The organism is Chloroflexota bacterium (assembly GCA_038040195.1).
GTDB lineage: Bacteria > Chloroflexota > Limnocylindria > QHBO01 > QHBO01 > DASTEQ01.
Map to the genome: position 1 here is coordinate 1 of JBBPIR010000007.1, position 24169 is coordinate 24169.

21 protein-coding genes and 1 pseudogene are annotated in these 24169 nt (G+C 70.4%); 4 read left to right on the forward strand and 18 right to left on the reverse strand.

All coding sequences use genetic code 11. From position 1 onward, the window contains the following. From AABM41_08195 to AABM41_08220, 6 genes are all read right to left on the reverse strand, one after another. Positions 1-437, reverse strand: a 437-nt coding sequence (locus AABM41_08195) for an Hsp70 family protein (protein MEK6192290.1), incomplete at its 3' end; no start/stop codon positions are given. 11 nt (positions 438-448) lie between these two features. Then, positions 449-1063, reverse strand: a complete 615-nt coding sequence (gene grpE, locus AABM41_08200) for a nucleotide exchange factor GrpE (protein MEK6192291.1) — start codon at positions 1061-1063, stop codon at positions 449-451. Then, complete coding sequence (gene hrcA / locus AABM41_08205; protein ID MEK6192292.1) at positions 1056-2153, reverse strand: heat-inducible transcriptional repressor HrcA; 1098 nt, start codon at positions 2151-2153, stop codon at positions 1056-1058. The genes grpE and hrcA overlap by 8 nt, the downstream gene beginning before the upstream one ends. Positions 2154-2260: 107 nt before the next feature. Next, positions 2261-2935 (reverse strand): CPBP family intramembrane glutamic endopeptidase, encoded by a 675-nt coding sequence (locus tag AABM41_08210; GenBank protein MEK6192293.1) that lies wholly within the window; start codon positions 2933-2935, stop codon positions 2261-2263. Next, a complete protein-coding gene (gene lepA, locus AABM41_08215; protein MEK6192294.1) occupies positions 2935-4746 on the reverse strand; it encodes a translation elongation factor 4 in 1812 nt (603 codons plus the stop codon). Before lepA ends, AABM41_08210 begins: the two co-directional genes overlap by 1 nt. 46 nt (positions 4747-4792) lie before the next feature. Next, the gene (locus AABM41_08220) at positions 4793-6628 is read right to left on the reverse strand and encodes a VanW family protein (protein MEK6192295.1); all 1836 of its coding nucleotides are present in this window, start codon (positions 6626-6628) and stop codon (positions 4793-4795) included. Positions 6629-6793: 165 nt separating this feature from the next. On the opposite strand from AABM41_08220, the pseudogene rpsT reads away from it, so the two are divergent. Continuing rightward, positions 6794-7060: pseudogene (gene rpsT, locus AABM41_08225) on the forward strand (30S ribosomal protein S20). A gap of 277 nt (positions 7061-7337) precedes the next feature. Here the strand turns inward: rpsT and eno are convergent. The 7 genes from eno to AABM41_08260 all read right to left on the reverse strand — a co-directional run bounded on the left by eno (position 7338) and on the right by AABM41_08260 (position 15351). Then, positions 7338-8627 (reverse strand): phosphopyruvate hydratase, encoded by a 1290-nt coding sequence (gene eno, locus AABM41_08230; GenBank protein MEK6192296.1) that lies wholly within the window; start codon positions 8625-8627, stop codon positions 7338-7340. After that, a complete protein-coding gene (locus AABM41_08235; protein ID MEK6192297.1) occupies positions 8624-9841 on the reverse strand; it encodes a phosphoglycerate kinase in 1218 nt (405 codons plus the stop codon). The genes eno and AABM41_08235 overlap by 4 nt, the downstream gene beginning before the upstream one ends. After that, positions 9838-10848, reverse strand: a complete 1011-nt coding sequence (gene gap, locus AABM41_08240; protein MEK6192298.1) for a type I glyceraldehyde-3-phosphate dehydrogenase — start codon at positions 10846-10848, stop codon at positions 9838-9840. The genes AABM41_08235 and gap overlap by 4 nt, the downstream gene beginning before the upstream one ends. Continuing rightward, positions 10845-11834 carry an ROK family protein gene (locus AABM41_08245; GenBank protein MEK6192299.1) on the reverse strand — a complete coding sequence of 330 codons (990 nt, stop codon included), beginning with the start codon at positions 11832-11834 and terminating at the stop codon, positions 10845-10847. The genes gap and AABM41_08245 overlap by 4 nt, the downstream gene beginning before the upstream one ends. 116 nt (positions 11835-11950) lie before the next feature. After that, positions 11951-12094, reverse strand: a complete 144-nt coding sequence (locus AABM41_08250) for a DUF5679 domain-containing protein (protein ID MEK6192300.1) — start codon at positions 12092-12094, stop codon at positions 11951-11953. A gap of 30 nt (positions 12095-12124) precedes the next feature. Then, a complete protein-coding gene (locus AABM41_08255; GenBank protein MEK6192301.1) occupies positions 12125-12931 on the reverse strand; it encodes a nucleoside phosphorylase in 807 nt (268 codons plus the stop codon). Then, on the reverse strand, positions 12928-15351 hold the full coding sequence (locus AABM41_08260; GenBank protein ID MEK6192302.1) for a lamin tail domain-containing protein: 2424 nt from the start codon (positions 15349-15351) through the stop codon (positions 12928-12930). The genes AABM41_08255 and AABM41_08260 overlap by 4 nt, the downstream gene beginning before the upstream one ends. A 114-nt stretch (positions 15352-15465) precedes the next feature. Between AABM41_08260 and AABM41_08265 the strand changes: the two genes are divergently transcribed. Continuing rightward, positions 15466-16128: a hypothetical protein gene (locus AABM41_08265; GenBank protein ID MEK6192303.1), complete on the forward strand. Its 663-nt coding sequence runs from the start codon at positions 15466-15468 to the stop codon at positions 16126-16128. A 25-nt stretch (positions 16129-16153) separates the two neighbouring features. Here the strand turns inward: AABM41_08265 and carB are convergent, their stop codons facing one another. Together carB and carA are read right to left on the reverse strand one after the other, a co-directional pair. Continuing rightward, complete coding sequence (gene carB / locus AABM41_08270) at positions 16154-18943, reverse strand: carbamoyl-phosphate synthase large subunit (GenBank protein MEK6192304.1); 2790 nt, start codon at positions 18941-18943, stop codon at positions 16154-16156. Positions 18944-18947: 4 nt separating this feature from the next. Continuing rightward, positions 18948-20123: a glutamine-hydrolyzing carbamoyl-phosphate synthase small subunit gene (gene carA, locus AABM41_08275; protein ID MEK6192305.1), complete on the reverse strand. Its 1176-nt coding sequence runs from the start codon at positions 20121-20123 to the stop codon at positions 18948-18950. Between the two features lie 115 nt (positions 20124-20238). Here carA and AABM41_08280 point away from each other — a divergent pair, with 115 nt between their 5' ends. After that, the gene (locus AABM41_08280) at positions 20239-20880 is read left to right on the forward strand and encodes a biotin transporter BioY (protein ID MEK6192306.1); all 642 of its coding nucleotides are present in this window, start codon (positions 20239-20241) and stop codon (positions 20878-20880) included. Beyond that, positions 20877-21695 (forward strand): VIT1/CCC1 transporter family protein, encoded by an 819-nt coding sequence (locus tag AABM41_08285; protein ID MEK6192307.1) that lies wholly within the window; start codon positions 20877-20879, stop codon positions 21693-21695. Before AABM41_08280 ends, AABM41_08285 begins: the two co-directional genes overlap by 4 nt. Positions 21696-21707: 12 nt before the next feature. Here AABM41_08285 and AABM41_08290 read toward each other — a convergent pair whose 3' ends face one another. The 3 genes from AABM41_08290 to AABM41_08300 are packed head-to-tail and all read right to left on the reverse strand — an operon-like array spanning position 21708 to position 24051. Further along, the gene (locus AABM41_08290) at positions 21708-22559 is read right to left on the reverse strand and encodes an adenylate/guanylate cyclase domain-containing protein (protein MEK6192308.1); all 852 of its coding nucleotides are present in this window, start codon (positions 22557-22559) and stop codon (positions 21708-21710) included. Between the two features lie 38 nt (positions 22560-22597). Beyond that, positions 22598-23002 carry a cupredoxin domain-containing protein gene (locus AABM41_08295; GenBank protein MEK6192309.1) on the reverse strand — a complete coding sequence of 135 codons (405 nt, stop codon included), beginning with the start codon at positions 23000-23002 and terminating at the stop codon, positions 22598-22600. Then, positions 23002-24051: a DUF2330 domain-containing protein gene (locus AABM41_08300; GenBank protein MEK6192310.1), complete on the reverse strand. Its 1050-nt coding sequence runs from the start codon at positions 24049-24051 to the stop codon at positions 23002-23004. The genes AABM41_08295 and AABM41_08300 overlap by 1 nt, the downstream gene beginning before the upstream one ends. Positions 24052-24169 lie beyond the last annotated feature (118 nt).

The following is a 24169-nucleotide window of genomic DNA, read 5'->3' on the forward strand; positions in this document are numbered from 1 at the left end:
GCCGGCACGGTGATGACCGCCTCGGTCACCTTCTCGCCCAGGTAGGCCTCGGCATCGGACTTCAGCTTCTGCAGGATCATGGCGCTGATCTCGGGCGGGGTGTAGCTCTTGCCGTTGGCCAACGTCACCGTGACCCCATCCGACTTCGGGTCCTTTTCGACGGTGTAGGGCACCAGGTCCTTCGAGCGCTGGACCTCCGGATCGTCCCAGCGGCGGCCCATGAAGCGCTTGATCGAGAACACGGTGTTCTCCGGGTTGGTGATCGCCTGGCGCTTGGCGACCTGGCCCACCAGCCGCTCCCCGCTCTTCGCGAAGCCGACCACGGAGGGCGTGATGCGCGAGCCCTCGGCACTGGTGATGACGGTGGGCTCACCGCCCTCCATGACGGCCACCACGCTGTTGGTGGTGCCGAGGTCGATACCGATGATCTTTCCCATGTGTTCGGTTCCTACTCTCCGGGTGTGGTTGGCCCAGCCGGGTGGGCTGGGTTGTTGGCGACGCGGACGAGGGCCGGGCGCAGGACCCGCTCGTGGAGCAGGTAGCCGCGCTGGACCTCGTCGATGACGGTGTTGTCTGGGTATGCGGTCGTGTCCTCGTGGACGACGGCCTCGTGGAGGTTGGGGTCGAATGGCTTGCCGACGGCCTCGATGGGTGTCACCCCCTCCGACTCCAGCAGGCTGTGCAGCTTGCGCTGGACCAGGCGGATGCCCTCGACCCACGCCTCGTGGGTGTCGGGCGGGACGGTGTCCAGGGCGCGATCGAAGTCATCGAGCACGCTCAGCAGGCGCGCCAGGAGAATGGCGTTGGCGAACAGGCCGGTGGCGGCCCGCTCCTCCTCGGTCCGGCGCCGGAAGTTCGACAGGTCGGCGGCCGCACGCTGCCAGTTGTTCAGGTTCTCATCGGCCCGCTGGCGAGTCGCAGCCAGGGCGCGCTCGGCCTCCTGTAGCTGTTCGAGCAGCTCGCTGCGCGACGGCGTGGAGATGGCCTCCGCCCGTTCCTCGGCCCGCGTCTTGGGGCGCGGGTCGCCGTTGATCGGCTTCGCGGACTTGGTCGACTCAGTCATGGGTCCACCCGGTGTGGCTGTCGATGAGCTCATTCAGGACGCTGGACACGAAGCGCACGGTGGGGATGGCGCGTGGGTAGGCCATCCGGGTCGGGCCCAGCACGCCAAGCAGGCCGAGGGCGCGGTCCGGCGTCCCGTAGGGGGCGAAGACCAGGCTCACCTCGCGCATGGCGTCGTTGGGGTTCTCGCGGCCGATGATCACGTGGACACCGCCCCGTCGGGTGACCACGGGGAGCAGCTGCTCCAGGAAGTCGACCCGCTGGAGCATTTCCAGTACGGGGCGCAGGGCGTGGCCGCCGGCGAACTCGGGCTGCTCCAGGACGTAGGCCAGGCCGTCGGTGTAGACATCCTCGATCGAGGTCTCGTCCGCCTCTTCCAGCAGGTCAGCCACCGTGGCGGCCACATGGGCGGCGAGGGGGGTGAGCTTGCGGGCGCGCCGGCGAGCCTGGGGAGCGGTGAGCCCCGCCAGCTCGACATTCAGCTCCGCGGCGGCGGCGTCGAGATCGGCCTGGGTCGCCGGCGAACCGGCGGCACGAGTGAGGGACGCCGGGTCGAGGTGGCGCTGGACGACGGTCCCGTCGGCCAGGACCACCACTGCCATCCGGGCATGATCAGGCAGCTCAACCAGCTGGAGATGGGCGAACTTCGCGCGCCGGGCACGAGCCGGGGTGACGACCGCCGCCGAATGGGTGGACGCGGCGAGGGTCGAAGCCGCGAGGCGCAGCCAGTCGTTGGAGGTCAGCTGTACCTGGCTGAACTGGTGGCGAATCATGAGTGCGTCGGCGCGGTCCAGCTCCGACTCGCGCATGAGGGCCTCGACGTAGTAGCGGTACCCCAGGTCGGAAGGGACGCGGCCGGCGGAGGTGTGCGGATGGCTCAGCAGGCCCAGCGCCTCGAGGTCGGCCATGGCGCCGCGAATGGTGGCCGGGCTGACGTCCAGCCCGTATCGGCGAACGAGGGCCTTGGAGCCGATGGGCTCGGCGGTGAGAACGTAGTCCTCCACCACCGCGCGCAGGACCGCTCGCTGCCGCTCGGTCAGATCGACCGGCGGGTGCGACGCGGAGGCGGTTTGCGGCGTTCGTTGTGACATATCGAGGCGGATTTTAGCACTCTCGATGGTAGAGTGCTAACGACCCGGATTCGATCCTACCAACCCCGCTTGACCACTGTCAACGCGGGGGCAGCCGCGCCAGGAGGTCAGATGCGCTGCATCCGCAGCCGGCCGCCGGCGAAGGCGTAGATCCCCATCGTCACCGCGAAGTGGCCGACCATTGCCGGGATGACGGTGCCGGTGTTGACTGTCACCAGGCCGCACGCATATCCCAGCAGCACCGAGCCGGCGACGAAGTACCAGTCCCGCTCGCGCCACACGCGCCGGTGAGCAGCACCGAAGATGACCGCCTGAAGGGCCACCGCCACGCCGGGGTTGAGCCCGCCCACGAGCATCAGGCCCAGGATGACCGCGCGGAACTGCAGCTCCTCGGCCACGGCGTTTAGGCCGGCCGCCAGGGCGCGGCTGGGGAGCATCTCCAGCGGCAGCGGGAGCAGGGCCCGGAACCGGACCACGGCCAACGCAGCACCGTTGGCGATACCCACCACCGCGAAGATGAGCATGGCCGGCAGCAATTCCCCCACGTCGCCCCCGACCAGGAACAACGAGGCCATGCCGCGCGGCAGGATGATGATGATCCCCGCCGTGAAGATCAGGACCAGCCCGTAGTAGCTCAAGGGGCCCAACCACCAGGATCGGCTCCGGAAGTAGTCGCTGCGCATGATCCGCTCCTGGTCGAAGCGGAGGACGACCATGAACACGGTCATCCCGATCGCGATGGCCAGGCGCAGCGAGTCGCCGAAATCTCCGAGGGCGCCCATCAGGTGGTCGTTTCGTTCATGCGGAGCACGGCCAGGAACGCCTCCTGCGGTATCTCGACCGAGCCGACCCGCTTCATGCGCTGCTTGCCCTCCTTCTGCTTCTCGAGCAGCTTTCGCTTGCGCGTTACGTCGCCGCCATAGCACTTGGCGATGACGTCCTTGCGGAGGGCCCGGATCGTCTCGCGGCTGATGATATGGGAACCGATGGCCGCCTGGACCGGCACTTCGAAGAGCTGACGCGGGATGAGGGCCTTGAGCTTTTCGACCAGGCTTCGACCGATGCGCACCGAATTGGACCGGTGCACGATGAGGCTGAGCGCATCCACGGGCTCGCCGTTGACCAGGATGTCGAGCTTGACCAGGTCCCCGGACCGATAGCCGATAAACGCGTAATCCATGCTGGCGTAGCCCGACGATCGGCCCTTGAGCTGGTCGTGGAAGTCCACGATCAGCTCGGCCAGCGGCATCTCGAAGTGGAGGTTGACCCGGCGTGGGTCGAGGTACTCCATAGTGCCGAAGACGCCACGCCGAGCGGTAGCCAGCTCCATGATCGGGCCGACGTGCTCGGTGGGGGTGATGACCTGGACGCTGACCCATGGTTCGGCGATGTCCTCGATCTCCCCGGGCGGCGGCAGGCGGGCCGGGTTGTCGACGACGACCTCGTCGCCGTGGTGGCCCTGGACGCGGTACTCGACCGACGGGGCCGAGGCGATGAGGTCCAGGTCGAACTCGCGCTCCAGCCGCTCTTGGACGATCTCCATGTGGAGGAGGCCCAGGAACCCGCACCGGAACCCATGCCCCAGGGCCACGCTGGACTCGGGCTCGTACCCGAAGCTGGCGTCGTTGAGGTGGAGCTTGTCCAGCGCGTCGCGCAGAAGCGGGTACTCGTCGCCGCGCAGGGGGTAGATGCCGGCGAACACCAGCGGCAGCGCGGGACGGTACCCGGGGAGCGGTTCCGCCGCGGGATGGCGAGCGGTGGTCAGCGTGTCCCCAACCCGGGCCTGGGCGATGCTCTTCAGCCCGGTGGCCACGTAGCCCACCTCCCCGGCGCCGAGCGAGGCGGCCGCCACGGGCTGAGGTCGAAAGTAGCCCAACTCCAGGATATCGGAGCTGAGCCCGGTGGCCATGAACCGGATCCGGTCGTGGTCATGCAACGTCCCATTCGCCAGCCGGACGTAGGTCACCACCCCCTTGTAGGAGTCGTAGTGGCTGTCGAAGACGAGGGCCTGGAGAGGCGCGGCCGGATCACCGGGCGGCGGCGGGATGCGGGTCACGATGGCCTCCAGGATCTCCGGCACACCGGTTCCGTCCTTGGCCGAGGCCAGGATGGCCTCCTCGCGGGGGATGGCCAGGGTCTCCTCCAGCTCCGCCATCACCATGTCCGGGTCGGCGCTCGCCAGGTCGACCTTGTTGATGACCGGGATGATGACCAGGTGCTGCTCGAGGGCCAGCTGGGCGTTGGCCAGGGTCTGGGCCTCGATGCCCTGGCTGGCATCGATGACCAGCAGCGCCCCCTCGCAGGCCTGGAGGGATCGGCTCACCTCGTAGCTGAAGTCGACGTGCCCCGGTGTGTCGATGAGGTTCAGGACGTAATCCAGCCCGTCCGCCGCGGTGTACTGGAGCCGAACCGCCCGGGCCTTGATGGTGATGCCCTTCTCGCGCTCCAGGTCCATGGAATCGAGGACCTGGCTCGTCATCTGGCGGGGATCGATGGTGTGCGTCGCCTCCAGCAACCGATCGGCGAGCGTGCTCTTGCCGTGGTCGATGTGGGCGACGATGCTGAAGTTCCGGATCCGCTCGCGGGCTGTCACGCGGGCAGAGTCTAGCCGGGCGCCCGCGCCGGGCGCCCGCATCGGGCTAGCCGGTGCCGACCAGGGTGATGCCGTTTACCGTCTTGTACGAGCTGTCATAGGTATTCTGGTGGATCACCTCGCCGGTCGTCCCGTCGCTGACGACCCGGGTCACCGTTACGTCGAACCCGTGGTGCATGTATTCGACCCGCTGGCTGGTGCCGGTCGGCAGGCTGCTCGTGTATTCGATCGTCTCGACCGCATAGGTCCGGTTGGTGATGATCGGGTTGGTGAAGCTGACGACCCGGTTGAGGGGCAGTCCCCACAGGTCGAAGCGGACCAGGCCCCAGTCGGTGTACGAGCGGATGATGAGCGGACCCTCAGTGTCGTTGGTGAAGCTCATCGTCTGCGAGAAGTAGTCGGTCTCGAACACCGTGGCGTCCAGGCCCATGGGGTAACGGTCGATGTAGTAGTAGTGGTTCATCCGGGCGTCCATCTGGAGTCCTGCCCGCAGCGCGGTGTTGAACAGGGTGGTCGATGTCGAGCAGATTCCGCCCGCCAGCGCGACTCCACCGGTGCTCCGGCCGCCAATGATGGCTCCGCCATAGGTATAGCCATGCTCGGGCGTGACCGGGTCGATATCGCGCCAGAAGTCGAATGTGTCGCCGGGCAGGATGACCATGCCGTCGAGGTCGACCGCCGGAATGGAGATGTTGGCCCCGTATCCGTTCCCGTCGCCCGGGACGTAGTAGGTGCTCCAGGTCGACAGGCGGACGAGGTTGGGCAGGATGGCCTCGGCGTCGGCCGTGGTGAGAGTGGGCTCCAAGAACGAGGCGCTGAGCATCACGCCTGGCACGTCGCGACCCGCACCGCGACGGTGCAGCCCGGCCACGATGGCCTCCACGGTCCCATTCACGTCCAGCTCGCGGCCGCGAACAGCCGGAACCACCCCGGATGGGCCGGCGGCGTCGAAGCTGAACCCGGCATCGGTCGGATCGCGCTGAATGGCCTCCGCCAGCTGTTCCACCGCGTCACTCAGCGTGGTCCGATTCAGGATCACGCCGTATAGCTGGTCTTCATCGGTACTGAAGCCGATGGCCGCATGGATGTCATCGGCCGCCAACGTGTAGGCGTCTGCTCCGTCGGTGAGCTGCAGCGGCGCCGCGAACATGGCCCGCGCCGCGGCGGCGGCCTCGGCCGCCTGCCGCTGGGTGACCTCGAACGGCACCGCCTCGGACGCCAGCTCCACCGCCACGTTCCCCGTTTGAGGGGCGAGCAGGACGGCGGTCAGCGCGGCCCGGATGTCGTCGGGGTGCAGTCGACGGCCGGCGCTGGGCGGCGCGACGGCGTAGGTCCCGTCCGGGTTGGTGACCACCGCCCCATCCTGCGGGCGGGCAAACGCACGCGCCGCGATGTCGACCACCAGCCGGTCGAAGCGGGCCTGGTCCACGGACACCGCGTCCGACACCTGGGTGCCCACGACCAGCGAGGCAAGCCGATGCTGACCATCGGTCCACGGGTTGCCGGTTCGCCCGACGGCCATGGCCGCACTCACCAGGGCTGCGAAATCATGATCCCGCCCCAGGCTCTCGAAAGAGACCGCACTGGGGGTCCCGTCGAGTGTGATGAGCAGATCACCGCTTGCCAGGTCCGCCAGTCCGGAGCGCAGCCGGGCCTCCGCTTCGGCGGCGGTCAGGAAGCCGACATCCAAACCCGCCACGCTGACGCGCGGCATGACCCGGCCATCCAGCACCAGTCCCATCCCCGCCGCCACCACGGCCGGGATGGCGAGGGCGGCAGCCAGCACGCCCGCGGCGACGAGTGCCGCGACGACGGGGCGGGGGAGCGCGGGGGCGCGAGGGGCTAGGTCAGCGCCGGGGGTTGCGACCGCAGGGCTACGCATCGGTTGTGTAGGCGATTGTCGCCGAAGCGGCGGATGGGTGTCGAGGCGACCCCGGTGCTATACTCCGCCGCCGATCGGCCCCCCGGCCGAATGCCCCCGCGGAACCCTCCGCGAAGTCCCCTCCGCCAGCACGAGGATGGCCCATTCGTGGCTCGCAAAGCTCGCATCTGGAAGGGCGCACGGACGCCATCCGCCTTGAAGCGCGCCCGGCAGGCGCTGCGCCGTCGGACCGTCAACCGGCGGACCCGGAGCGAGGCCAGGACCCTGGTCCTGCAGGCGGCCAGCGTTGCGAGCGGACGATCCGAGGGTGATGCCGCCGGCGCGGTGGCCGCCGCCATCAGCGCCCTCGACAAGGCCGCCGAGAAAGGGATCATCCATCCCAACAATGCGGCACGCCGGAAGAGCCGGCTGATGGCCAAGATCAACGCGTCCCACGCGCTCGACGCCCAGGCGGGAGCCGGCCCGCGACGCCCGACGACCGCGGGCAAGACCGAGCAGCGCAAGAAGGTCGCCGCCGCTAAGGCCTCCAAGGCCGCTGCTGCCCGTTCCGCCGACCGGCCGCGCACCGCCGCCGGCAAGGCCCGGGTGGCGGTCACGCGTGCGACCCGCGAGACCTCGGCCGCCAAGCGCCGCGCCCCGAAGGCCGCGCCGGCCGGCGACACTCCGTCCGAGATCCCGAGCCCGGAGGGCGGCGAGTCCTGACCCGCTCCTAACCGGCGCGGGCGTACGGCGCTCGGCCGGCGTAGACGGCCCGCTCCCCGAGCTCCTCCTCGATCCGCAACAGGCGGTTGTACTTCGCGGTCCGTTCTGATCGGCTCATGCTGCCGGTCTTGATCTGGCCCGTTCCGAGCGCCACCGAAAGGTCGGCGATGGTCGTGTCCTCCGTCTCGCCCGAGCGGTGGCTGATGACCGCTCCCCATCCGGCCGCACGAGCGGTGTGGACCGCGGACATGGCCTCTGACAGGGTCCCGACCTGGTTGACTTTGACCAGGATGGCGTTGCCCGCGTGCTCCGCGATGGCGCGCTCCAGGCGCGCGAGGCTCGTCACCAGCAGGTCGTCACCCACCAGCTGCAGCCGATCCCCGAGCCGCCCCGTCAGCGCGGCCCAGCCCGCCCAGTCGTCTTCGGCCAGGCCATCCTCCAGGCTGACGATCGGGTATCGGCCGGTCCAATCGGTCCACAGGTCGATCAGGGCTGCGGCGTCCAGGCTTCGGCCCTCGCTGGCCAGCGTATACGTCCCCTCCCCGTACAACTCGCTGGTGGCCGGGTCGAGCGCGATCGCCACGTCCTCTGCGGGGCGGTAGCCCGCCTCCTCGATCGCCTCGAGCACCAGCTCGACCGCCGACTCGTTGCTCGGCAGGGCAGGCGCGAAGCCGCCCTCGTCCCCGACCCCAGTTGGCAACCCGCGCTGGCGGAGCAATCCACCCAGGGCGTGGAACGTTTCCGCCGCCCAGCGCAACGCCTCGCGGAACGTGGGGGCACCGAGGGGAACGACCATGAACTCCTGGAAGTCGGTTCCGCCCGCTGCATGCCGGCCTCCGTTCAGGATGTTCACCATTGGCACCGGGAGGGTGACCGCCTCATCCCCACCCAGGTACCGATACAGGGGCTGCCCGACGGCCGCTGCCGCGGCCCGAGCGCAGGCCAGCGAAACGGCGAGCACGGCATTGGCTCCCAGCCGCGCCTTGTTCGGGGTCCCGTCCAGCTCGACCAGGAACTGGTCCAGCCCTGCCTGATCGGTTGCGTCGCGCTCCCCGACGGCCGAGGCGATCTCGCCGTTGACGTTCGCGACCGCGCGCAACACACCCTTCCCGCCGTAGCGCGCCGCATCGCCATCGCGCAGCTCGACCGCTTCGTGGGTCCCGGTGCTCGCCCCGCTGGGGACGGCGGCTACCCCCACCGCCCCGCCGGCCAGGGTGACCTCGACCTCGACCGTCGGGTTGCCACGCGAGTCAAGGATCTCGCGGGCGTGGACGCGCCGGATGGCGCTGTCGGTCACGGCCGGTCCAAGAGCGCCGCCACCCCGGGAAGCGTCCGGCCCTCCACGAACTCGAGCGACGCCCCGCCACCGGTGCTGACGTGGCTCATCTTGTCGATGAGCCCCAGCTGCTGGACCGCGGCCACCGAGTCTCCCCCGCCGACCACGGTGATCGCCCCGTCCGCGGTGCGCTCCGCAATCGCCTGCGCGATGGCGTTGGTGCCTTCCGCGAAGGGCGCCACCTCGAAGATGCCCATCGGTCCATTCCAGAAGATGGTTCGCGCCTTGCTCAGCGCCTCGCGGAACTTCTCGACCGTCTGGGGGCCGATGTCGACCACCATCCAGTCCTTGGGCACCGCAGTGACCGAAACCACCTCCCGCGGGGCGCGGTGGTGCACCTGGGCCGCCACCAGGACGTCGGTCGGCAGCATGAGCCGCATCCGCCGCCGGCGAGCTTCGGCCATGATCGCGGACGCGTTCTCCAGCTGCTCGGTCTCGACCAGGCTCTTGCCCATCTCCAGCCCCTTGGCGGCCAGGAACGTGTTGGCCATACCGCCGCCCACCAGGATGGCCTGGCAGCGGCCAATGAGGACCCGGAGTACGTTCAGCTTTTCGGAGATCTTGGCTCCGCCGATCACGGTGTGGAATGGGCGCGGCGGGCGATTCAGCAGGCGGGACAGGGAGTTGACCTCGCGCTCGAGGAGCAGTCCGGCCACGGCCGGCAGGAAGTGGGTGATGCCCTCGGTCGAGGCATGGGCCCGATGCGCCGATCCGAACGCGTCGTTGACGTACAGGTCGGCGAACGTAGCCAGGGCCTCGGCGAAGGCGGGATCGTTGGCCTCCTCGCCTGCGTGGAAGCGCAGGTTCTCGAGCAGCAGCAGGTCGCCGGGACGGAGCTTGCCGACCGCGTCCTGGACGCCGGGACCCAGCGCATCGCCGGTCATCTTCACTGGGCGCCGCAGCAGCTGGCTGAGTCGGTCCGCGACCGGCTTGAGCCGATAGGCATCGTTGACTTTGCCGTGCGGCCGTCCGAGGTGGCTGGCCATGATCACGGTGGCGCCCTGCTCGAGGAGGTAAATCAGGGTGGGGAGACTGGCCCGGATCCGGGTGTCGTCGGTGATCCGGCCGTCGTCGATCGGTACGTTCAGGTCCGAGCGGAGGAACACACGCTTGCCGCGGACGTCGACCTCCCGGACGGTCTGCTTGTGGAGCGGCCGGAACCGGGCGACCGTCACATGCGAGCGCCGATGAAGGCGGCCAGGTCGGCGACGCGGCAGCTGTATCCCCATTCGTTGTCGTACCAGGCGACGACCTTCAGGAGCCGATCCCCGGTGACCAGGGTCAAGGCCCCATCGACGATGGACGAGTGGTCGTCGCCCTTGAAGTCCATGCTGACCAGCGGCGCCTCGGTGTAGTCCAGCAGGCCCTTGAGCGGGCCCTCCGCGGCCGCGCGGAACGCCGCGTTGGCCGTTTCGGCGGTCACCGGGCGCATGGTCTGGGCCACGAAGTCGATGACGCTCACGGTTGCGGTCGGAACGCGCAGGGCGTAGCCGTCGAAGCGGCCCTTCAGCTCGGGGATGACCAGGGCCAGGGCGCGCGCCGCGCCGGTGGTGGTGGGGATGATGTTCTGACCCGCGGAGCGCGCGCGGCGCAGGTCCTTGTGGACCACGTCGAGGACGGGCTGGTCGTTGGTGTACGAGTGGACCGTGGTCATGAGGCCGTGCTCGATGCCGAAGGTGTCGAAGATGACCTTCGCTGGCAGGGCCAATCCGTTGGTCGTGCAGGAGGCGTTGCTGACCACGTGGTGGCGGGCGGGGTCGTATCTCGTCTCGTTGACGCCGAGGACCACGGTGATGTCCTCGTTGCGGGCCGGCGCGGTGATGATCACTTTGCGGGCGCCGGCGTCGATGTGGGCATGCGCCTTCTCGGCATCGGTGAAGACGCCCGTTGATTCGACCACGATTTCGACCCCCAGCTCCCCCCAGGGCAGGGCGGCCGGATCCTTTTCGGAGTGGGTGCGGATGTGGCGGCCATCGACCACGATCTCGCCGTCGCCCTCCTCAACGCTGCCCGGGTAGCGGCCGTAGGTCGAGTCGTAGCGGAACAGGTGGGCGTTGGTGGCAGTGGGAGCCAGATCGTTGACAGCCACGACCTCAAGGTCATCCGGGTGGCGCTCCAGGACGGCACGCAGGGTCTGGCGGCCGATCCGGCCGAAGCCGTTGATCGCGATGCGGGTGGTCATCGTGGTCGTCGAGCCTCCATCTCGTGAACGAGCGCCCAGCAGCCGACCAGCGACACGTCATCGCCGAACTGCGGGGCGGTGAGCCGCACGCGGGCGGCGGGAATGGCGAATGCGCGGCGCCTGATCTCGGCCCGGACCACGTCGTGAAGATCCGGTCGGTGGTCGGCGATGGCGCCGCCGAGCACCAGGACCTCCGGGTTGAGGACGTTGACCAGCCCGGCGCACATGGCGCCGATGGCGCTCCAGGCGCGGTCGAGCAGGGAGCGGCAGCCGTCATCGCCGGCGTCGGCGGCGGCGCACACGGCGGCCGCGTCCAGGGTGCTGCCGCGGTTCACGAGCTCCGCCAGTCGGGGCGCCTCTCCGCGTTCGAGCAGGGCGGCGCCGTCTCGAGCCAGGGCGGCTCCGGACGCGATGCCCTCCACGTGGCCGGGGGCGCCCTCCCCGTCCGGGGGCCCGTCCAGATCCACGGTCAGGTGCCCGACCTCGCCGGCCGTGCCATCCGGCCCGTGGAGCAGGCGCCCGTCGATCACCGCCGCGCCGCCGATCCCCGTCGATACGGTGACGTACACCGCGTGGTCCACTCCGGCCGCCGCGCCGTGGCGCCACTCGGCGAGGAGGGCGACGTTCGTGTCGCGCTCGAGGGTGGCGGGCATGTCCAACGCGGCGGACAGCCGATCGGCGATTGGCACCTCCACCCAGCCCGGCAGGTTCGGAGCCTGGTGGATGACGCCGCGCCACGGGTCGAGTGGACCGGGCGATGAGATGCCGATGGCTGTGGGTGCGCCGTCGCCGGCAGCCTCGGCCGCGGCGCGCACGGCGCGGGCCAGCGTCGTGATGCGGTCGAGGGCGTCCTCGACACCGAGCGCGGGCATGGTCGGGATCACCTCTCGGTGGGCGACCGTCAGGTCGGAACCCAGATGGGCTACGCGGATCCGGCTGCCGCCGAGGTCGATGGCCAGAATCGGCCCCAGATTCCCGGCGTGCACTGCCGTCATTCTACCGGCGGGGTACAGATCGGCCGCCGAGCTTGGCTCGGCGGCCGGTGAGGCGTTGGCGTTGATGGGCGGCCCAGATAGGCCGCCCGAACGACCGAATCCCGCGCTCAGCCCCCGATCTTGAACATCTTGGTGCCGCACACCGGGCAGGTGCCCTGCGTCGCAGGCTTGCCGTTCTTCATCGTGATCTTGCGGTCATTCAACATCGTCCGCTTGGTCTTGCACTTGACGCAGTAGCCCTCGGTCGCCATCGGTCCGTTGCCTCCTCAGCCTTGATTGCTTTATTTCGACCCGCCGTCCTGGTCCTTCCCCCACAGCCGGTGGATGCCGGTCAGACCGGCATCGATGCAGCGAGCCTCCGCGGCCTCCTTATCCGCGCCTTCAATGAAGCTCCCGTCCGTCCGCTGCGCGTAGACCGCGCAGATCGTCCCCGCACGCGAACCGGCCAGGCCCGCCAGCACAAACAATGCCGACGACTCCATCTCGAGGTTGACAACGCCTTGACGCTGCAGCTCCTCGGTGAGATCAGGATAGCGAACCGGGAGCGTGCGCATCGCCCTTCCCTGCGGAGCGAAGAATCCGGGCGCCGTGGCGGTGATGCCCAGGTGGTGGGTGTACCCCAGCTGCCGGCAGGCTTCTTCAAGGGCCCAGACCACGTCGCGATGGGCGATGGCGGGGTACCCCGGATGGACGTAGAAGGCGGTCGTGTTCTCGAGGCGCACCGCGCCGGTCGAGACGATGAGATCGCCGAGGCCGATGTTCGGCTGGAGAGCTCCTGAGGAACCGATGCGAACGAACGTCGGCTGGTCGGTGATCTCCAGCACCTCAGCCAGCACGATCTCCACGTTGTCGGGCCCCATCCCGGTCGACATGACGGACAGGCGCATGCCCCCGTAGGTCCCGGTCGCGGTGGTGATCTCGCGGTTGCTCCGCTCGAGCTCGACGCTGTCGAACCGCGCGCTGACCTTGGCCACCCGCCCCGGGTCGCCGACCAGCAGGATGTACTCCGCCAGCTCGCCCCGCTCCAGCGCGATGTGGTACTGGCGCGCTCCGGTGCGCGGCGCGTCGGCGCTCGTCGGCTCCCTCACGGGGCCGGAGTATACGACTCGTCCTCCTCGTCTCCGCCGTCGTGAGCCTCGCCGCCCGCCCGTGCCGCTGCGTGCTGGATCTGGCTCATCGCGCGGCGCAGAGTCCCATGCCGCCAGGCGAGGGTCAGCAAGCCCGCCATTCCGCCGATACCCGCGGCCAGAGGAACGGGGATCCGCGATACCGGCGACGGGACGGGTTCGATTGGAGCATCAGTGACGAGGTTGATGGTTGGCGAAGGCTGGGTGCTGGTACCCAGGTCCGGCGCAACCAGTGGGGCAGCCACCGCGGACGGGTCGACGGGCAGCTGGCCAGGCGACTGCGTCGCGCGAGGGGTCACCTCGGCGCCGGGAGCGCGGGCACCGGCGATGACCCGGACATCGGCCCGATCACGCGGCCACAGTCGGTAGCCGGCAGCGGGCTCGGCACCGGTCGTCTCCTGGCCCACCACGCCCCGCAGCTCGACCCACGCCCCGGCCGGGAGATTGGGGGCGGTGATCCCACTGGCCGGTGGTGCGAACACGCGCACGGATCCGCTGCCGTCGTTGACGGTGAGCGACAGGCCGCCACCGGTCGTGCGTCGCGGGCCGTCGCCGACGACGCCGCGGACCACGACCAGGGTTGCCTCGTCCGCCTCGCCGATCCCACCCGTCGCCCGCTGTACCGGTACCGGTTCTGCCTGCGTCCCGAGCCTGAGCGCCGGCTCGGTGACCCGCAGGCTGGCCATGCCGGCCTTGGACGAGCGCGTTCCGGTCAGCTCGACCAGCTGCCCGCGGGCCAGCCGCCCGACCTCCGAACCGGTGCGGACCAGGATGGAACCGCTCGGATCAGCCATGACCGCGGTATTCGGGTCCAGCAGGCTGGTCGGGAGGGTCACGACCCCGCGGATCCGAAGCCGGGCGCCGGTCTCGGCGCGGCGCGCGTCCGCAATGGTCACCAGAGCCGGCAGGTCTGGCCCAGGACTGGCCGATGGCGACGGACTGGCCGTTGGCGACGGGCTGGCCGGCAGGCTCGGGCTCGGTGTCGGTGTGGGCGGCGGCAGCACGAAGACGATGTCAGTCGGGTCGCGGGGCTGGAGTCGATAACCCTCCACCCCGGTCCCGGATGAATCGCGCTGTCCCACCACCCCGGTCAAGCCCACATTGGCCCCGGCGAGCCATTCGGCGGTGTCGATCCCGGTGCCGGGGCCGACCAGGATCCGGACCGGCCCCGAGCCGTCATCAATCTCGAACGCGTCACCTGCGGCCAGAACCGCCGGGGCCCCCTGCACGATGCCATTGATCGTCACGAGCTGCCCCTCGAACGGCTCGTCCACACTGCCCGTCGCAACCGAGATGGGTTCGGGCTCGATCCCGGGGCCAAGGATGCTCACATCGGCGGCATCAACCCGAATGGTGCGCTGCGCGTACCGATCGTCGACCACGCCGCTGACGAGCACGCTGCTCCCTCGACGGAAGGCGGCGCCCTCGACCAGCACCGCAATTCCGGCAGTGGCATCGGTCAGGTAGCCCCCGCCTTCGGTGAACTCCGAATCGGTGATGGCCACGCCGGCCACGACCACCGAGCTGCCGTCGGGTCGGGCGCGTGCCTCGGCCACGGTGAGCGGAGAAGGCGTCGAAGCAGTCGCGGTCGGCGTGGGCGACGGCGTCTCCGCCGCGGTCGGCGCGGGCGTGTCGGTCGGCGCGGGCGTGTCGGTCGGCGCGGGCGTGTCGGTCGGCGCGGGCGTGTCGGTCGGCGCGGGGGTGGCCGAGTCCGTGGGGCTGGGCATCTGCGAAGCGGACGGGACCGGCGGCGAGCCGCTGTTCTGCGGATCTGGCGCGGAGCGCACCACGAAGTCGACCAGGTTGTGGTCGGTGTCCTGCCCCGAGCCCAACCCTCCGCCCGGAAGGCGCTCCAGGCTCGATCCGGCAGCCGGTGCCGGCGCGGGTGCCGTTTCCAACCAGGTGCTGGCCGCGGTTCCCCAGCCGACCGCGTCGGTGGCCGTGGGGCCGCCGATCGTGCGCAGGGCGAGGCTGCCGCCGGCGGCAGCCAGGCCCCCGGCGTACGTGGAATCCGCCACACCGGCGAAGACCCCCGCCTCGTTGGCTACCAGCACGTGCGCACCCGGGCCGATGGCCGTGCCCACTCCCCAGGTGGCCTTTCGGGTGACGGTGGCTCCGCTGGCAGTCACGTACATGAGCTCCAGGCCGTCGAGCGGCAGCGGGGCGGCGTCCGGGTTGTAGAGCTCAACAAACTCGTCCGACGCGCTCGCGCCCCCCGTCATGACCTCCGAGATGACGAGGTGGCCAGCCGTCGCCGCGAAGACCTCGCCGTCGATCGGTGCGGCACGGACCACGTCCGAGATAGCCGCGCCGATAAGCAACACGACCAGCGCGAATGCGCCAAGGGGCGTCCGGTTCGAACCGGCAGCAGAACGAGACATGAATTGCCCTTTCGCGGAGGCGAAACAGGGTTGCGCGCGGCCCGGGTGACGCGGCGGGCAGGGTGGTCCATGCCGGTTACCGCCGGCTTAGACGGCGCGTACAATCCGCGCCCCATGCCCAGCCGTCGCTCTCGCTCCGAGCAGGACCGCGCCGAGGCACGCCGCCGTGCGCGACGTGTTGCCCAGGGCAAGGAGCTGCTCCCCGAGGATGAGCCGCCCGACGAGGCTCCCCAGGCCGCACGTGGCCGACCCCCGAACATCCTCAGCCGCCTGTTCCCGGCCGCCCCACCGCTGCCCGGCAAGGGCGACCCATTAGCCGGATTCACGTATTCGGGCCGGTTCCGCAGCCTCGTGGCCGGGGCGTGGCTCCTCACCCGCCACCCGCTGCCGTGGGGAGTTGCGGCCGGCGGCTGGGCCATCCTCCAGCTTGCCCTGTTGCTCACCACGCGCGAGAACCTACTGCCTTTCGCCATCACCTTGGGCCAGTACACCCTGCTGATCGGTGCCGGGTGGGTGGGCTGGTGGCGGCCGTGGCTGTTCGGCGCCACGGCGGGCGTGGTCGGGGTCGTGCTCCACGCCGTCATCGCCGGACTCATCACGATCCAGGCCGGCGAAGGGTTCACCGCTGCCCTGGCCGTCATCGGCAGCCTCGTCGCGCTCGTGGCCCTGTACGGCCTGGTCGGCGCCTTCGCCGGCTTCTACGGCGGTTACCTGCGTCGCCGCATGGCCAACCCGACCGCCCCGATCAAGGGCAAGCGCCGGTCCGCCCCGCGCTGAACCGCGGCGGAAGCGCCACTGACCCCTATGGGCGGTGGGCCGCCACTGCCTCCTCGGCAGCACGCAGGGCCGCCGGATAGTCCAGGCCCAGCCCCAGCACCTCGCCGGTCGAGCGCATCTCCGGCCCCAGCTCCACCCCCACTCCGGGCAGGCGCCACAGGGAGTCGACCGGGGCCTTGACCGCGACCATCGGCCCGTCGGCGGCCAGGCCGGGTGACAGCCCGGCCTCGGCCAGGGTCGCCCCCAGCGCGCAGCGGACGGCGGCGGCCACCACGTCCCGGCCTGTGGCCTTGGCCACGATGGGTACGGTCCGGCTGGCGCGCGGGTTGGCCTCGATGACCACCACCCGTTCACCGTCGACGATGGCCTGGATATTGAGGATCCCCCGCACCCCGAGCGCGAGCGCGATCCGGCCCGCGGCCTCGGCAGCGCGCTCCTGCGCGGCCCGCGACACGGAACGCGGTGGCAGGACCGCCAGCGAGTCACCGGAGTGGACGCCGGGCGGGTCCCGCTGCTCGAGGATCCCGGGCACGCACCATTCGACCCCGTCCGAGATGACGTCCACGTCGAGCTCCACGCCGGCCACCATGGCGTCCACCCGCAGCGGCCAGCCGATGTCGCCGGCCAGGAGCACGCCCAAACCGACCCGGTCGCGGATGACCACGATCCCGCGTCCCCCGATGACCCACGACGGCCGCGCGATGACCGGCAGCCCCAGCTCGGCGACCGCGGCCTCCAGCTCGCCTGCGTCCCGGGCCAGGACGCCGCGGGGCCCCTCCAGGCCAAGTCGCTCCAGGAGCGTGGCAAAGCGCTCGCGGTCCTCGGTGTCCTCGATCGCGTCGGCGGTCAGGCCGGCGATCGGGACATCGGCGTACGCCAGGTCGCGGGCCAGGTCGATCGCGGTCTGCCCCCCGAAAGTGAGGAGGACGAGTGGCGGCTCTCCCGTCAGCGCCCGTTCGTGGTCCAGCACGTCGAGCACGCTCTCGGTGTCCAGCGGCTCGAAATAGAGTCGCGAACAGGCGTCGTAGTCGGTGCTCACCGTCTCGGGGTTGTTGTTGATCACCACCGCGTCGTAGCCGAGGTCCCGGATCGCCCACGCGGCCCGCACCGAGCAGTAGTCGAACTCGATCCCCTGACCGATGCGGATGGGCCCCGACCCGACCACGATCACCGAGCGCCGTTCCGCCGGCGGCGGGACTTCCTGCTCCGCGTAGGACGAGTAGAAGTACGGCGTCTCGGCCGGGAACTCCCCGGCGCACGTGTCCACCCGCCGGTAGGCCGGCGCGAGCCCGGCCCGTACTCGGGCCCGGCGCACGGCCGCAGGAGGCACCCCGGACAGGGCGGCAATCTCCGCGTCACCGAATCCCAGTCGCTTGGCCTCGCCCAGGGCCCCGCCCACCAGGCCGGACTCCGCCGCCACGACCTCCGCGATGCGCTCGCTGAACCACGGCGCGATCCCCGTCACCGAGCTGATCGTCTCCGCGTCGGCGTGTCCATGGCGGAGCAGGCCCACCATCCGCCACAGCCGCGTATCGGACGGCGCCAGGAACATGCCCAGGTCGGCCGGCGCCCTCCGGCCCAAACCCCATGCCGGGTCTTCCCACAGCCAGCCCCGACCCCGCGGCTCCAGCGAGCGGACTGCCTTGAGCAGCGCCGGCCCGAACTCGCGGTCGATGGCCATCGCCTCACCAGTCGCTTTCATCTGGACCCCCAGGTCGCGCTCGGCGAGCGGGAACTTGTCGAACGGCCAGCGTGGGAGCTTCACGACCACGTAGTCGACCGCCGGCTCGAAGGCGGCCGATCCACCGCCGGTGGCGGGGTTCACCATCTCGTCCAGCCGCTTCCCCAACGCCACCAGGGTGGCGACGCGCGCGATGGGGTAGCCGGTGGCCTTGGAGGCCAGGGCCGACGAGCGGCTCACGCGCGGGTTGACTTCGATCACTCGGTAGTCGGTCGCATCGGGGCTGACCGCCAGCTGGACGTTGCAGCCACCCTCCAGGCGCAGCGCCCGGGTAATGGCCAGTGCCGACCGGCGCAGGCGCTGCACGACGGTGTCGGGCAGGGTCTGGATGGGCGCCACCACGATCGAGTCGCCGGTATGGACGCCCATGGGGTCGAGGTTCTCCATGCCGCAGATGGCGATGGCCGTGTCGGCCGCGTCTCGGATGACCTCGAACTCGATCTCCTGCCAGCCCAGCAGGCTGCGCTCCACCAGCACCTGGCCGATGGGGCTGGCCGCCAGCCCGCGCTCGATCGCCCGCTCAGCCGCGGGCCGATCGGCGGCGAAGCCCCCGCCCCCGCCGCCCAGGGTGAAGGCCGGACGGACGACGACCGGCGCGCCCAACGCATCGACGAAGGCCAGCCCATCCGCCACCGACTCCACGACCCGCGACTCCGGGACCGGCTCCCCGATGGAGCGGACCAGGGCCCGGAAGCCACCGCGGTCCTCGGCCGCGCGCACCGCGGCCAGCGGGGTGCCGAGCACCCGCACTTCGTATCGGTCCAGCACCCCTGCGTCGTCCAGCCCGACGGCCAAATTGAGCGCTGTTTGGCCACCCAGGGTCGGCAGCAGCGCGTCGGGGCGGTGCTCGGCAATGACCCGCTCGAGGTGCTCCATGGTGAGCGGGACGATGACCACCGTGCCGCCCACGTCCGGATCGGTCATCACGGTCGCCGGGTTTGAGTTGACCAGAACCGTCTCCACCCCTTCGCCACGCAGCGCCAGGCAGGCCTGGACTCCGGCGTAGTCGAATTCGGCCGCCTGACCGATGACGATCGGCCCCGACCCGATGATCAGCACCCGGCGCGGTCGCATCGGTTCAGGCAACACTTGATTCCGACAGATTGGCTCCCGCGAGGGCCGCGTCGAACAGGCCGGCCGCGTCGATCGGCCCGGGAGCGCCTTCGGGGTGGAACTGGACCGATGCCACCCGGCCCCCGGCGTGGACGAGCCCTTCGACCGTCCCATCGTTGAGGTCGCGGTGGCTGACCGCCAGGCCCGCGGCTGCGAGGGCCGGGTGGTCGAGGACCTCGACCTCGTGGTTGTGGGCGCCGATCGTCACGCGACCGGAAGCCGTCTCGATCACTCCGTGGTTCCCGCCGTGATGGCCGACTGCCAGGCGACGAGTGGGGGCGCCGGCGGCCAGGCCGACCAGCTGATGTCCGAGGCAGATCCCGAGCAGCGGCGTCCCCCCGGCGGTGGCGCGTGCCATGAGCCCGGACACGGCGGCGATCTGGGGCTCCATCCGGGACGGGTCGCCCGGCCCCGGGGAGAGGACGACCAGGTCGGGGGCGTGGGCCGCCACATCGGCCGCGGTCGCGTCCGGTGGCAGGGCCACAACCTCCAGCCCGCGGCCGGTCAGCGCGGCGAGCAGCGAGCGCTTGACGCCGTAGTCGATCAGGACCGCACGACCACGGCGCTCCCCAGTCGGGGCGCAGCGGTACCGCTTGCGGGGCGCGACCGCGGCCACGTAGTCGACCGCGTCCCACCGCGGAGTGGCGCGGGCGTCCGCGACGGCCTGGTCCGGCGACGAATCGGCGGTCCGGATCACGGCCCGCCGGGCCGCCCCCCGCCGAAGCTCGAGCGTCAGCGCCCGGGTGTCCACACTCTCGAGAGCAGGGATGCCCGCTTCGATTAGCAGTTCCTCGACCGACAGGCCCGGCCCGGGCGGTGGCGTGACCAGGCGGGTCACCACCAGGGCACGCGCGTGGACTCGCGCCGATTCCAGCTCGGCGCGGTTGATCCGGTAGCTCCCGACCATCGGATGGGTCAGGACCACGATCTGGCCTGCGTACGACGGATCGGTCAGGATCTCGCCCCAGCCGGTCGCGGCGGTGGTGAAGATGAGCTCGCCCTCGGCCGGCTGGGCCGCGCCGCGGAGCCGCCCGGCGTGGAGCGTCCCGCCTTCCAGGGCCAGCCGCCCCGGAGATGAGAACGACGCCGGCCCGGGTGCAGCGGGCGGCGTCGTGGTAGGCAGTCTGGCAGGTGTCGGCATCGCGCTCCTTCCCGGCCTCGCGGGACCGGACTTAAAGGACGCTTCCGAGTGTAGCCCAGGCAGTCGCGGTTTGCGGCCCCGGTCTACACTCGCCGGCACGAGGAGGGAGCCGCCCATGACCACCCCGGAAGCCAACCTGCCATCCTTGCGCGCCAGCCAGGCCACGCTTGCCGAGGCCTGGATCCCGCACGTCACCGGTCGGTCGGCCCGGCTTGTCCGCGACGTGGTGCTGATCGTGGCCGGGGCCGGCTTGACCGCCCTGGGGGCCCAGGTCTCGTTCACGGTCGGCGAGAACCCGGTCCCCTACACCCTGCAGACCGCCGCCGTGCTGGTGACCGGCACCGCCTTAGGGGCAGGACGCGGGTTCGCGTCAATGGCGCTGTACGTCGCCGCCGGGGCACTGGGTCTTGGCGTGTTCGCGGATGGCCGGAGCGGCCTGGAGAGCAGCATAGGTGGGCTCACCCCGACGATCGGCTACCTGCTGGCGTTCATCGTCGCCGCCACCCTGTGCGGTCGGCTGGCCGAGCGGCAGTGGGAACGGACGCGAACCGGTGCCTTCCTGCTCATGCTCCTCGGATCGTTCGTGATCTACCTCATCGGCGTACCGCTGCTGGCGGTCATCGCCCGCATGGACCTGTCCGACGCGATCTACTGGGGCGCCATCGTGTTCGTGCCATGGGACCTGGCCAAAGTGGTCGTGGCGACCTTCGCCTTCCCGTTCGCGTGGCGGCTGGCCGGAGACCGAACCGGGGAGTGACCACGGACCCCGAAGGCGGCAACGCCATCTCCGATGATGAGGCCAGCCGCGCCGGCCTGAGTGCCGAGGCGTTCGACCGCGAGTGGATTCGCGACCATGTCGCGGAGGAGCGGCGCGAGGCCGCCTTTCTGGGCGACATCCGAGAGGCGATCTTCGGGGCCCAGGACGGCCTGGTCAGCACCCTGGCCGTGGCCAGCACGGTGGCGGGCGCCACTGGCGACAGATTCGCGATCCTGGTGGCAGGCATCGCCTCGGGGCTGGCCGGCATGTTCAGCATGGCCGCCGGGGAGTACCTGTCCAGCAAGAGCCAGCGCGAGATCTTCGAAGCGCAGATCGCCGGCGAGCGTGAAGAGGTCGCCACCCGCCCCGGGGAGGCCCAGGCTGAGGTCGCCTACATGTTCGAGGAGGACGGGCTCCCACCTGGCGAGGCGGCGGAGGTGGCCCGGGTCGTGGCTCAGCACCCGGACGTCCTGCTCCGGACGATGGTCGAGAAGGAGCTGTCGCTGCATGTCGATGAGCACGGCGGCTCGCCGTTGCAGGGGGCGGTGGTCATGGGCGGGGCATTCGGCCTCGGCGCCCTGGTGCCCATCCTCCCGTACCTCCTGGTCCCCGTGACGGTTGCCACCTGGGCCTCGATCGTGGCCACCGGCGCGGTTCTGTTCGGGATCGGGGTCGTGAAGTCGCGCTGGACGCGCGGTGGGTGGCTGCGCTCGGGTCTCGAGATCCTGGTCGTGGGCGCGCTGGCAGGCGTCCTCGGCTACTTCTTCGGCAACATCCTGCCGACGTTGTTGGGCGCCCCGCCGGTCGGCGCCTGAGAAACCAAGACGTCAGCCGGTGGGCAGCAACGCGTACAGGGTGCGAGTCCCGCTGATCCCCTTCAGCTCGAAGGTCCCGCGCTCCTGAAACTCGAGCCCGGCACCGGCGACGAGATCCCGGGTCGTGGCCGAGACGAGCACCTCACCTGGCGCAGCAGCCCCGACGATGCGCGCCGCGAAGTGAACCGCCACACCCCGTAACTCCCTGCCGACCACCTCAACCTCGCCACTATGCACCCCGGCACGGACTTCTAGCCCAAGCCGGCTGGCCGACGCCACCACCCCTGAAGCGCAGCGCACCGCGTTCCCCGGGCTGTCAAAGCGCGCAAAAAAGCCGTCGCCGGCGGTGTCGACCTCAACTGCTCGGTACCGATCGAGCAGGTTGCGCACGTCGTCTCGATGAGCGGCTAGCAGCCGCTTCCAGGGAGCGTCCCCCAGACGCTCCGCTATAACGGTCGAGTCCACGAGGTCAGTGAACAGCAGGGTGGTGAGGATTCGCTCTCCCGGCTCAGCTGGCTTTCCCCAGCCGACTATCCCCTGGAAGTCGATATTCACCACTGGCTCGTCGCCCACCACCCACGCGTCATGGCCGGCTGGGATCTCGTACACGTCGCCCGCGACAAGTTCGCCTTCGCCCTCCACGGTGGCGAAGTGCAGGCAGCCACTGATCATGTAGCCGACGTGGCGAAAGTCGCACAGCTCGGTGCGCGCCACCGGTTTAACGTGGGTCGACCAGCGCCATCCCGGATCGAAGACCGTGCGACCGACTACCAGCGGGCCGATGGAGACCTCGCGGACCGTGCCATGGTCGAACTCGATCAGCTCATCGGGCTGGTCGAAGTTCTTGATATCGAAGGGTGCCATCGCCCGAGTCTCGAACCGGGGCGCGCCTGCGTCAAGGCTCAGGTAACGTGCAGCACACCCACCATGCCGTAGGCCTCATGGCCAGGGAAGTGGCAGATGAAGGTCACGTCCCCCGGCTGGTCGAACGCCAGCGTGGTCTGAGCCGAGCTGAGAGCGCGGACCGAGACTTCGTCCGGACGCTCCCCGTGGGCTGGCTCGGTGCCGGTGCGATGGCGCTCGTGAAAGGCCGCGTCGCCAATCAGCCACTCGTGGTCGATCGGGTCCTCGTTGACCAGCACGAACGTGACCGGGGCGCCGTGCGGGACGGTCATCTCGGCCGGGGTGAAGTGGGAGTAGTGGATCAGGATCTCCAGGCGCTGCGGGGTCGGTGAGGCGCCACAGCCGGCGACGACCGCCGCTCCGAGGAGCAGGGCGATCGCCGCCAGCACGCGGTGGGAGACCATCAGGCTCCGGCCAGCGGCGGGGACTCCCGTCCGCGCAGCATCGAGGCGGCGAACCAGGCCGCCAGCAGCGGCAGCGCCAGGGCGAGGACCAGCAACGCCCAGGCCCGTGGCGTCCACGGCGCCGGGGTGGGTCCATACGGCAGGAAGCCGGCGTCCACGAGCGACGGGGTGCCGCCATCGGGATCGATGGCCAGGTCGAACGTGATGTCCGTCGCGGCGCCGTTCACCCGCACCTTGGTCAGCCATGCGCTGTCGGGGATCCACTCCATGCCCGCATCGGACCGCAGGTCGTCCAGCAGCAGGTCGTTGGCCTTCCCGCTGCGGGCGAGCTCGAGCCCGTTGGGGCCGAACGCGGAGCCGGGTGCGGGCAGCAGGCCCGGGCGGTGGTCGGTCAGCAGGTACACGTCGGCCTCCACGATGTCCGCCTCGGTCTTGCCGAGGGCCAAGATCCGGAGCGGCACCCAGGGGTCGTCGGTCGGGATGGTCAGGTGGACCGGTGTCCCGTCCCCCACTGCCTGACCGCGCTCGGCGGCCGCATCGGCATCGAACACCGCGGCCAGGAAGATTGGTGAACGGTTGGCATAGAAGTCGAGCACTTCCGGCGCATCCGGCGGCAATCGAAATCCGTGCTCGGTGGCCCAGGCGCCGACTTCGGCCCCGCCGCCGCGCAGGATCGTGATGTCCAACGCGTCGATCCGGACCTCGAGCAGGACCTGGGCCTCGGCCGCGCCCACCCGGGCCGCATCCGCGGCGAGGAACAGCTGGGGCTCGGTCTCGATGTTGAGTCGCTGGAGCGTCCAGTCCCCGCCCCGTTCGACCTTGGTCGGAACGTCGGGGAGCGGCACCAGGCTCCCGAATTCACCCTCCCCGCCGGCGAAGGCGAAGGACGTCACGTAGTGTTCGACGCCGTCGTGGTAGCCGGCGAAGGTCGTGGTGCGCAGAAGGTTGACCGCGCCGTTTGGCCCGATCAGGCCTGCACAGCCGAGCGTCGGCCCGGCGAAGGCGAGAAGGGCGGTGGTAGCAGCCACGAGGGAGATCAAACGCCGCATGGGATCGGTCCTCCATCAAGCGGCCCGGCTGCAGGCCATTGCTCAGTTGATGGGGGCAAGACGGCGCCCGACGCCGGAGGGTTCCCGATGCTGACCGATGCCGCCCGGATCACGCGGG